The following is a 7,554-nucleotide window of genomic DNA, read 5'->3' as shown; positions in this document are numbered from 1 at the left end:
TCTAATGCGATCGCATAGGAATCGTAAATGGTTTGACTGGTAATCTGACAAAGGATGCGATCGTCTCCCCATAATATCAAATCCGCATGAATACTATGAATTAAAAAGCTAGGGAGCGAGACGATCGCGGGAACAATGCGATCGCAAGCCAACCGCCCTCCTGCTAAATTTCGCGCGACCGGACCCACTTGCAATGCGGCATAACCTCCCATAAGAAACAATGGCTACCTCGGGAGTCATCGACCCCCCATTCCGTGCTTCTTGTATCTGTTGCCAACGAGACACGAGGATTCTCTGCTGTTGCGTTGAGGATGGTGATGTCTAGACAATGGATAATGCGATCGTGAAGATTGTTCCCTTGCCAAACTCTGAACTGCATTCGATTGAGCCACCATGCTTCTCCGTGATGATTTGATGCGCGATCGCCATCCCCAAACCAGTTCCTTTGCCAACCTCTTTGGTGGTAAATCCCTGCTCAAAAATTCGTTCAATCGTTTCCCGTTTCATTCCACAGGCATTGTCTTGGATCTGAATTTGCACCTGCTTATCAACCACTGAAGTGGTAATCGTAATTATATTGGGATCGGCTTTAATCTCCTCGAAAGTTTTGCCTTGATTCGCCTCCTCAAAGGCATCAAAGGCATTGGCCAAGATGTTCATAAACACCTGATTTAACTGACCTGGAAAACATTGCACTTCCGGTAGATCGCCATAGTTCTTGACAACTTCAACTGCTGGCCGCTGTTCATTGCTCTTGGTTCGATGCTTAAGGATTAGTATTGTACTCTCAATGCCCTCATGGATATTAAATGCTGTCTTATAATCTCGATCCTGACGAGAGAAGATACGCAAACCATCACTGATATTGCGAATGCGATCCACTCCTGAATTCATCGAGTTGATAATATTGGGCAAGTCTTCGCGGATAAATTCCAAGTCAATCTCTTTAATTTCATCTTCAATATCTGCATCAGGGTTAGGCATTTTTTCTTGATACAAATCAATCAGTCCGAGTAGATCCTTTATATAGTTCTGGGCAGGTTGAATATTCCCTTTTAGAAACCCCACTGGGTTATTGATCTCATGGGCAATGCCTGCCACTAATTGACCCAGGCTTGACATTTTTTCAGCTTGAAATAACTGGATTTGAGTTTGCTTGAGTTCCTCAAAGGCTGTTGTTTTGGCAAGCACCTCTTTCTCTAGCTCATCCGCATCCGTAACCCGTTTAATTAAGGGACGCAACACAAAAACCAAACCAACGGTGGCGATCGTGCTGACCCCAAATACTGCCAGACCGACAAAAAACAAATCTCGGTTCACTGCACCATACAGTTCCTGACGATCCATCTGCACCGCAATGATCCAGTCAGTATGCGGCAAGGTCCCAAAGGCAATGATCTGATTGTCGTAATGTTCAATTTCTGTTGGATCGTGGGCGATCGCACCGTGGAGTAAAGAAGCCAAGTGTTCCGGCAGCACCTGTGACCCGTTTCGCAACGGAAAGAACAACGCCAAGGTGTCCCCTTGCTCTTGGGCCAAGAGCATCTCGCCCGTCTCCCCTTGGAGAATGTCTGAGAGATCCAGGGTCGAGTCAACTCCGACATGAACCAGGAGTTGGTCGGTGCGATCGAAGCGACTGACCCCCACCAGTGAATCGTTTTGATCGATCGCATCCTCTAGATCGAACAAACTCAGTTCCTGCAACTCAGTCAAGCTGGCCTTGCCCTGAACGTAGTCAGAAAGTATCTTGCGGGCAAAGGTACGACTGGTGACTTGTTCAGCAACTTCAATACTGCTTTGCTGCACCTGTTCAGCCGCCAATGTTCGGTTGCTCAGTTTAGCCTGGAGGTCTTGCTCCTGAGCTATTTTAAGCTTGTTGTAGAGGGGAATGACACTGACCAATGCCACCACTAAACTGACGCAAAAGACCCCTGCCGTAGAATAACGGCTCAGGTGGCGTTGTAAACGGTTGGAAGAGTTTGAGGGACTGTTCACTAAGCTTGTTTGATTCAGGTTATTTCCAATCTATTCAGGGTAAACGCAACAAAATCACCCCAAAAAATTGCTATTGGGGATCATGTCATAGAAAGGAGTTCCGTGCAATTTGGACTGAAAATCCTCTTGTCAAAAGATTATTCCCTTGTCGATTCCCCATCTTTTCAGGTCGCGCTGACCCTCCCCGCTCTTTTCTCGTATCGCACCTTGGCCAAAGTCGTTGCAGTTTAGAGACTGCTTATCAGTCTAGCCCTTCGCAAAATGAACTGTAATACCGTCTCTTGGTGAGCCAGAATATCGGCTCTCCCTTCCATCCCGGCTTGTAGGGTACATTGGCGATCGCCTTGTTGTTCTAATTCTATCTGTTGTTGGATTAAAGATTCTCGTTCCCGTTTTAAAGTAGCGATTCTGACGGTTCCGGTGGCCTGTTCTCGGCGAATTTGTTCTCGGGCGATCGCGACTTCTGCGGGACTGGGATCGAGGGCAGTTTTGGCTTTTTCGAGCCGCGCTTTTGCGGCTTCAACGGCAGCCGCACGCATTTTCAGTTCTTGGATGGCTCCTAAGCGGTCTTGTTCTTGTTGGATCGCGGCTAACTGAACTTCTGCCAATTGGTCTTGGGAGATTCCCCCTTCTCGGGCGAGGGGACGGTAGCGGTCTAATTTTTCTCGCGTGGTTTTTAGTGAGGCTTCTATGGATCTCAGGTTGGCTTCTGCGGCGATCGATTCCGCGCCGATCTGTCTTAATTCGGCTTCGGCTGCTGCGACATCTTTTTGGCTATTCAGAGCGCGATCGCGGTACTCTCGACGATGGCCGGCTAATTCGGCTCGGGCAGATGCGATTGCACTTTGATTCTCTTGAGTTTCGGCTGCGATCTGGCGATCGAGGACAACAATCTGAGCCTGAATTTGTTGGATTTGTTGCTGTAGGTGGGCGATCGCGCCTTGCAATTGGATTTTTTGCACATTTAAGCGGGTATCATCCAATCGAGCGATCGTCTCTCCGGCCTTCACCTGCTGATTTTCTTTCACTTCAATCCGTTGGACTGTACCCGCTTGGGTAGCTTCGACAAGGTGCAACTCTCCAGCCGGACGCGCAAGTACCGCTTGATCCAATCGATGTAAGTTTGCTCAGTACGGTAGGAGTAGTGTTTGAGGCGGATCACTTCTCGAAGCACGTCCAGCAGCTTCTTTGGCGGTGGGGGGGCAGTCATAGGGACAAACAAATTCGTATAAAACGCGCTCTAAGGGAATTATACAGAAAATTTCCGTATAACATCCCTATGCAGAGTGTTATGCGGATGAAATCTTAATAAAATCTGTATAGGGGGTGATTAGATGGAAAAAATCCGTATAATTCAATCCGTATAATTCATAGTTATGCCGAAACCGATAAGTTCGTTAAGGTTGTCTGTTTCTAGCCAAATTAGGCAATTAATCAAATCTTTAAAATCTAAGGAGTGCTACTTACTCATGACTGTTTCAACTTCTACAACAATGAGAAAGGCTTACCAAGTTATTCAGATTCGTGTTCAACTGCTAGGGCGTGGAATGACCAATGAAATTATGAATCTTTATGTGAACGGGAAGCGTCTTAAACCCAAAGTGAAGACTATACATGAATTTTTAAACTACTTAGGTGCTCAAGGTTTCTGTCTTGTAACCGCTGAGTTGGAAACTGAAGGAATCTACACACACTTTTACACTTTACAGCGTGAGGTTCTAACTCAGCAACCTCCCGAAGGAGATATTTTTGATGAACTTGCCAAAGCAAAGGAAGGTGCTGATTTTGGAGACACAGTTAAAAATCTTCTTGAAGGTGGACTTGATCGTCTTGCTTAATTTACGACGCGATCGCCAGTCCCCCAACCGTTCCAAACAGGAGGCAATTGGTTTTTGGGTTCGGATTTAGGGGAAGATTTTACCGATCTGATTCCGGGCAACGCTATTCCTTGGCATATCGAGGCATTTTACCGCTATAAAGTCACGGACAATATCTTTTTAACCCCCGGAATGATTTGGTTAACCGCCCCCAACCAATCCGCCCGCAATCCCGATGTTTTAGTCGGCACATTGAGGCTCACTTTTCGTTTTTAACGGAACTCGCGATTCATATCTCGCAGTACGAAGGGCGGGATCGATGAGTTCTGCTCTCGTTTCTGCTTCGTTCAATTTGATTCCTCCTCGAGGATCGGTTTGATAATGCCGATTTAATGAGAATCTGGAGATGTTCCGCGATCGGGAATAATCTCAATTAATCCCGTTTGAAATGCTTTATCGTAAGTGATAACAGGTATTTTTTCGAGTTCTGCTTGTGCCATAATCATGCGATCGAAAGGATCTCGATGAGCGATCGGCAAACTACCTGCTCTGATGGCATGGGCTGAGGTAATGCCAAGTTCAAGGAATTTTGCTTGAATTAATATCTGTGAATATCGTTCGACAATGGGTTTGGCTTCAGGCAGTTTACCGATGCGGTATTTTGTGGCAATTTCCCAAGCAGAAGCACTGCTGACAAAAATCTGATGTTTTGAGTTGCGAATGATGTCTCGGCAAACCATATCGAGCTTAGAATCGTCGAAAAGCCACCACAAGAAAATATGAGTATCGAGAAGATATTTTATTCCCATCGCTGGAGTTCTTCTTCAGGTAGGGGGTCAAAAAAAGTATCGCTGAGTTTTCCGGTTAAAAGTCCGGGGGTGCGGGGTTGAGGGGATTCTCGACCCAATCCTAAGCGAAAGTAGTAAATCAGATCGTAAATTTCTGCGAGTTTTTCTTCGGGAATTTCTTGGAGTTCTTGAAGGATTTTATCAATTAGCATGGGTTCGCGTATGGTTTATTTTCCATTATTGCCAGAGATGCGATCGCTTTTAGGTTTCTTTTTCAATTTGGAACGCAGTGCGTTCAATTTTTCCAAATGAGGGCAAGTCGTGGCAATGTTTGCTTTTGTCTGGAAACCTCCAGATCGCTTTTCGGTTCAATGTGACTCATGCGACGGCCTCCTCAATAGACTGTCAGCAGTTTGCTTGAACTTTTGCAGGTCGGGAAACAAATTCCCATTCACGAACTCGATATTTAATGACAACAGTAGTGTAGCAAGTTCTGGAGGAACGGCTCCCGACATTTATGTTTGATCGCAAAAGATTCGGGGCAAAAATCTTCTTCAGTTTAACAAATTCTTCTGCATTATCTGTCGGCATACACGGGCGATCGATCTCGTTTTGTTCTTCATCGTCAACATAAGGAATTGAAGCGGTGTACAAATTCCATTGTTCTTCTTTGAGAACTTCTCGGATACTTTCCTTGATGAGTTCTTTTAAAGTTTGGCGATCGCTGTTGTTGAGAAATGTCATGGTTGATTGTCCTGTTTGGCAATTCTTTTCCTATCGCTAGTGCGATCGTTGTTTCCTGATGTAGTAAAATCAGACTATGACAAAACTCTAACTCAACCAAAACAGTTATGACAGTCAGCCAAACGAAAAAAATGATATGGGAACATATTAATACATTACCAGGGGAACAAGTTAAAACGCTTCTTTTAACATGGCTAATCAATTCTTCTGGAGACTTAGAAGACTTTGAGCAATTTTTGACCAATCAGACGACTCAAACAGCAGAAAATTGTCTTGAGTACGGTGCGATCGACTCAGACTTAAATTTTCAAGCCCTTACTGAAGATGAAATGGTTCAACAAAGTAAACTTGCCCTCGAATCTTACTATCGTAAAGGTATTGGTATTACCCATTATTCTATACGCGAATGGGCTGATAGTTTAGGAACAGAAGGGGAAAAACCATGTCCAAAATAGTTTGGACTGAAGGTGCAGTTGACGATCTCAATCGCCATTACGAGTTTCTCAAAATCAACGATGCTGATGCTGCGGTACGTGCAGTCCAAAAGATTGTCTCTACTGGTGAAAGTTTACAGGAGAATCCCCGTAGAGGCAAAACCGTAGATGACGTTGTAGGATTGCGGAAACTTTTAGTTGCTTTTGGGAAATAATGGGCGTATGCGAATAGGGAATGGGCGTATGCGAATAGGGAATGGGCGTATGCGAATAGGGAATGGGCGTATGCGAATAGGGAATGGGCGTATGCAATACGCCCCTACTAAAACCCCCAAATTTTACCGTTATCTCGTAGGGGTGCAATGCTTGCACCCTTTTTCTTTTTGTTTATCCGTCAAATCGGATAATTGTAGTTGATTCGTCAGTGCGATCGCATTTTGGCATTCTTCACCCAGTTCAACGATATGTTAATTTAAAGTTGGATTATTTGTGGCAATTTTAGCTTTGTTATTGAGTTGCATTATTGTTTTCCCCATAGCCAGAAGATTTGGGAATGGTTTGAATAATTATCTTTAATCCTAAAACTTCAAGCCAGTTGCTCAAATGGTAGATGGCAAAATTGCCTTTTTCGGATAAAAGATTGTTGAGTTTTTGGCGATGGTCTTCGATCTGTTCTGGAGTTAGATAAATATCTCCTAACGCTTCTAAAATATTGTTTAATACTCTGTGTAACAATTCGGGTTCGGGGTTTTCTTCCTCAAAAAGTGCTTCTAAATATCCTGCGGCTTCTTCAGGAGATTTCAAAGATTCAATTAAATAAGATTGATAGCTTTTAGTTGTTGGGGTTTTGACGGTTTGCATAGTCTTTCCAGTATTTTTGTGCTTGACGAATATCTTTTTGTTGCGTGCTTTTGTCGCCTCCACATAAAAGTATAATAATTGTAGAACCCACTTGTCCAAAATAAATCCGATAACCACCACCATAATCGATTCTCAATTCGCAAACCCCTTCACTCACTGATTTATAATCTCCTAAATTTCCCAAACTGACGCGATCGAGTCTCAATTTTATTTTTCGTCTTGCTTTGACATCTCGCAAAGAGTTCAACCAATCTTCAAAGGGACTATTCCCCGCTTCAGTCAAATAAATCGCTGCTAAACGTAGCCTTACCCATTGCTTGTTCTGGAGGCCAATATTTCTCCGTTCCGATAACCGTTCCCGTCACGCTTCGTTGGGAGACTACCCACAGGCGATCGCACTCTATCAGCAATCTCTGGAAATTAAACGCCAAATTGGGGACAGAGGGGGAGAAGCTAGGTCTTTACAAAATCTTGGTAGTTTGTATCAAAAAGTTGGCAGAATTCAAGATGGATATGCAGCAGCATATCAAGCACAAGAAATTTATCAAGCCTTAGATTTACCTCTTAATGCTTATCCTCTTCCCAAGTGGGTGAAAGCTGTTGCTAAATTTGCCCAACGCAGTAAGTTTAATCTCATTCTCTGTTTTATTTTAGGTATTGTTGCCTTTCCCTTTGCCCTCATTTGGATTATTCTGATTGCTCTTTACCGAATCATCCGCAATCTTTTCCGACGAAGATAAATCTCTAAATTGCACCGCGATCTCTTATTTTTCCCCTTAAAAACGGGTTCACAGGAACGCACAGATTCCCACTCTGTAAGAATATCATTGTCAAGTCAATCCTGTCAAGGAAAAATTGAACTATTTTTGGCTTTTTTGTTAAGGATTACATTACTCAATCGATTCAATCCTCCTG

Annotated in this window: 13 protein-coding genes and 1 pseudogene; 5 read left to right on the top strand and 9 right to left on the bottom strand. The window is 43.9% G+C overall.

From position 1 onward, the window contains the following. From JUI58_RS01375 to JUI58_RS01360, 4 genes are all read right to left on the bottom strand, one after another. The coding region (locus JUI58_RS01375) for a hypothetical protein (protein WP_204101948.1) at nt 1–212 on the bottom strand (212 nt) is incomplete at its 3' end. A 109-nt stretch (nt 213–321) separates the two neighbouring features. Next, the gene (locus JUI58_RS27525) at nt 322–1,995 is read right to left on the bottom strand and encodes an ATP-binding protein (protein ID WP_348539810.1); all 1,674 of its coding nucleotides are present in this window, start codon (nt 1,993–1,995) and stop codon (nt 322–324) included. A gap of 227 nt (nt 1,996–2,222) precedes the next feature. Further along, nucleotides 2,223–3,107, bottom strand: coding sequence for a biotin/lipoyl-binding protein (locus JUI58_RS01365; protein WP_239121196.1), 885 nt, complete (start codon nt 3,105–3,107; stop codon nt 2,223–2,225). Beyond that, complete coding sequence (locus JUI58_RS01360) at nt 3,020–3,205, bottom strand: phage integrase N-terminal SAM-like domain-containing protein (RefSeq protein WP_204101946.1); 186 nt, start codon at nt 3,203–3,205, stop codon at nt 3,020–3,022. Before JUI58_RS01360 ends, JUI58_RS01365 begins: the two co-directional genes overlap by 88 nt. Nucleotides 3,206–3,464: 259 nt before the next feature. Between JUI58_RS01360 and JUI58_RS01355 the strand changes: the two genes are divergently transcribed. After that, entirely contained in the window at nt 3,465–3,833 is a 369-nt protein-coding gene (locus tag JUI58_RS01355; RefSeq protein ID WP_204101945.1) for a hypothetical protein, read from the top strand. A 102-nt stretch (nt 3,834–3,935) separates the two neighbouring features. Beyond that, a pseudogene (locus tag JUI58_RS01350) lies at nt 3,936–4,088 on the top strand (carbohydrate porin); the annotation flags it as partial. Between the two features lie 113 nt (nt 4,089–4,201). Here the strand turns inward: JUI58_RS01350 and JUI58_RS01345 are convergent. The 3 genes from JUI58_RS01345 to JUI58_RS01335 all read right to left on the bottom strand — a co-directional run bounded on the left by JUI58_RS01345 (nt 4,202) and on the right by JUI58_RS01335 (nt 5,344). Then, nucleotides 4,202–4,621, bottom strand: coding sequence for a type II toxin-antitoxin system VapC family toxin (locus JUI58_RS01345; RefSeq protein WP_204101943.1), 420 nt, complete (start codon nt 4,619–4,621; stop codon nt 4,202–4,204). Continuing rightward, on the bottom strand, nt 4,612–4,812 hold the full coding sequence (locus JUI58_RS01340) for a hypothetical protein (protein WP_204101942.1): 201 nt from the start codon (nt 4,810–4,812) through the stop codon (nt 4,612–4,614). The genes JUI58_RS01345 and JUI58_RS01340 overlap by 10 nt, the downstream gene beginning before the upstream one ends. A 193-nt stretch (nt 4,813–5,005) precedes the next feature. Next, nucleotides 5,006–5,344, bottom strand: coding sequence for a hypothetical protein (locus tag JUI58_RS01335; protein WP_204101941.1), 339 nt, complete (start codon nt 5,342–5,344; stop codon nt 5,006–5,008). 107 nt (nt 5,345–5,451) lie between these two features. On the opposite strand from JUI58_RS01335, the gene JUI58_RS01330 reads away from it, so the two are divergent. Continuing rightward, on the top strand, nt 5,452–5,799 hold the full coding sequence (locus JUI58_RS01330; RefSeq protein ID WP_204101940.1) for a hypothetical protein: 348 nt from the start codon (nt 5,452–5,454) through the stop codon (nt 5,797–5,799). Then, nucleotides 5,787–5,993, top strand: a complete 207-nt coding sequence (locus JUI58_RS01325) for a type II toxin-antitoxin system RelE/ParE family toxin (protein ID WP_204101939.1) — start codon at nt 5,787–5,789, stop codon at nt 5,991–5,993. Before JUI58_RS01330 ends, JUI58_RS01325 begins: the two co-directional genes overlap by 13 nt. A gap of 292 nt (nt 5,994–6,285) precedes the next feature. Here the strand turns inward: JUI58_RS01325 and JUI58_RS01320 are convergent, their stop codons facing one another. Both JUI58_RS01320 and JUI58_RS01315 read right to left on the bottom strand, forming a co-directional pair. After that, a complete protein-coding gene (locus JUI58_RS01320) occupies nt 6,286–6,639 on the bottom strand; it encodes a hypothetical protein (RefSeq protein WP_204101938.1) in 354 nt (117 codons plus the stop codon). After that, the gene (locus tag JUI58_RS01315; protein WP_348539811.1) at nt 6,611–6,928 is read right to left on the bottom strand and encodes a type II toxin-antitoxin system RelE/ParE family toxin; all 318 of its coding nucleotides are present in this window, start codon (nt 6,926–6,928) and stop codon (nt 6,611–6,613) included. The genes JUI58_RS01320 and JUI58_RS01315 overlap by 29 nt, the downstream gene beginning before the upstream one ends. Nucleotides 6,929–7,010: 82 nt before the next feature. On the opposite strand from JUI58_RS01315, the gene JUI58_RS01310 reads away from it, so the two are divergent. Further along, nucleotides 7,011–7,379 carry a tetratricopeptide repeat protein gene (locus JUI58_RS01310; protein WP_204101936.1) on the top strand — a complete coding sequence of 123 codons (369 nt, stop codon included), beginning with the start codon at nt 7,011–7,013 and terminating at the stop codon, nt 7,377–7,379. The last annotated feature ends 175 nt before the right edge of the window (nt 7,380–7,554 follow it).

It is taken from the genome of Spirulina sp. CCY15215, from assembly GCF_016888125.1.
Classification (GTDB): domain Bacteria; phylum Cyanobacteriota; class Cyanobacteriia; order Cyanobacteriales; family Spirulinaceae; genus CCY15215.
The sequence above is the reverse complement of the archived record's forward strand: the minus strand, read 5'-3'. Positions and strand labels throughout refer to the sequence as shown.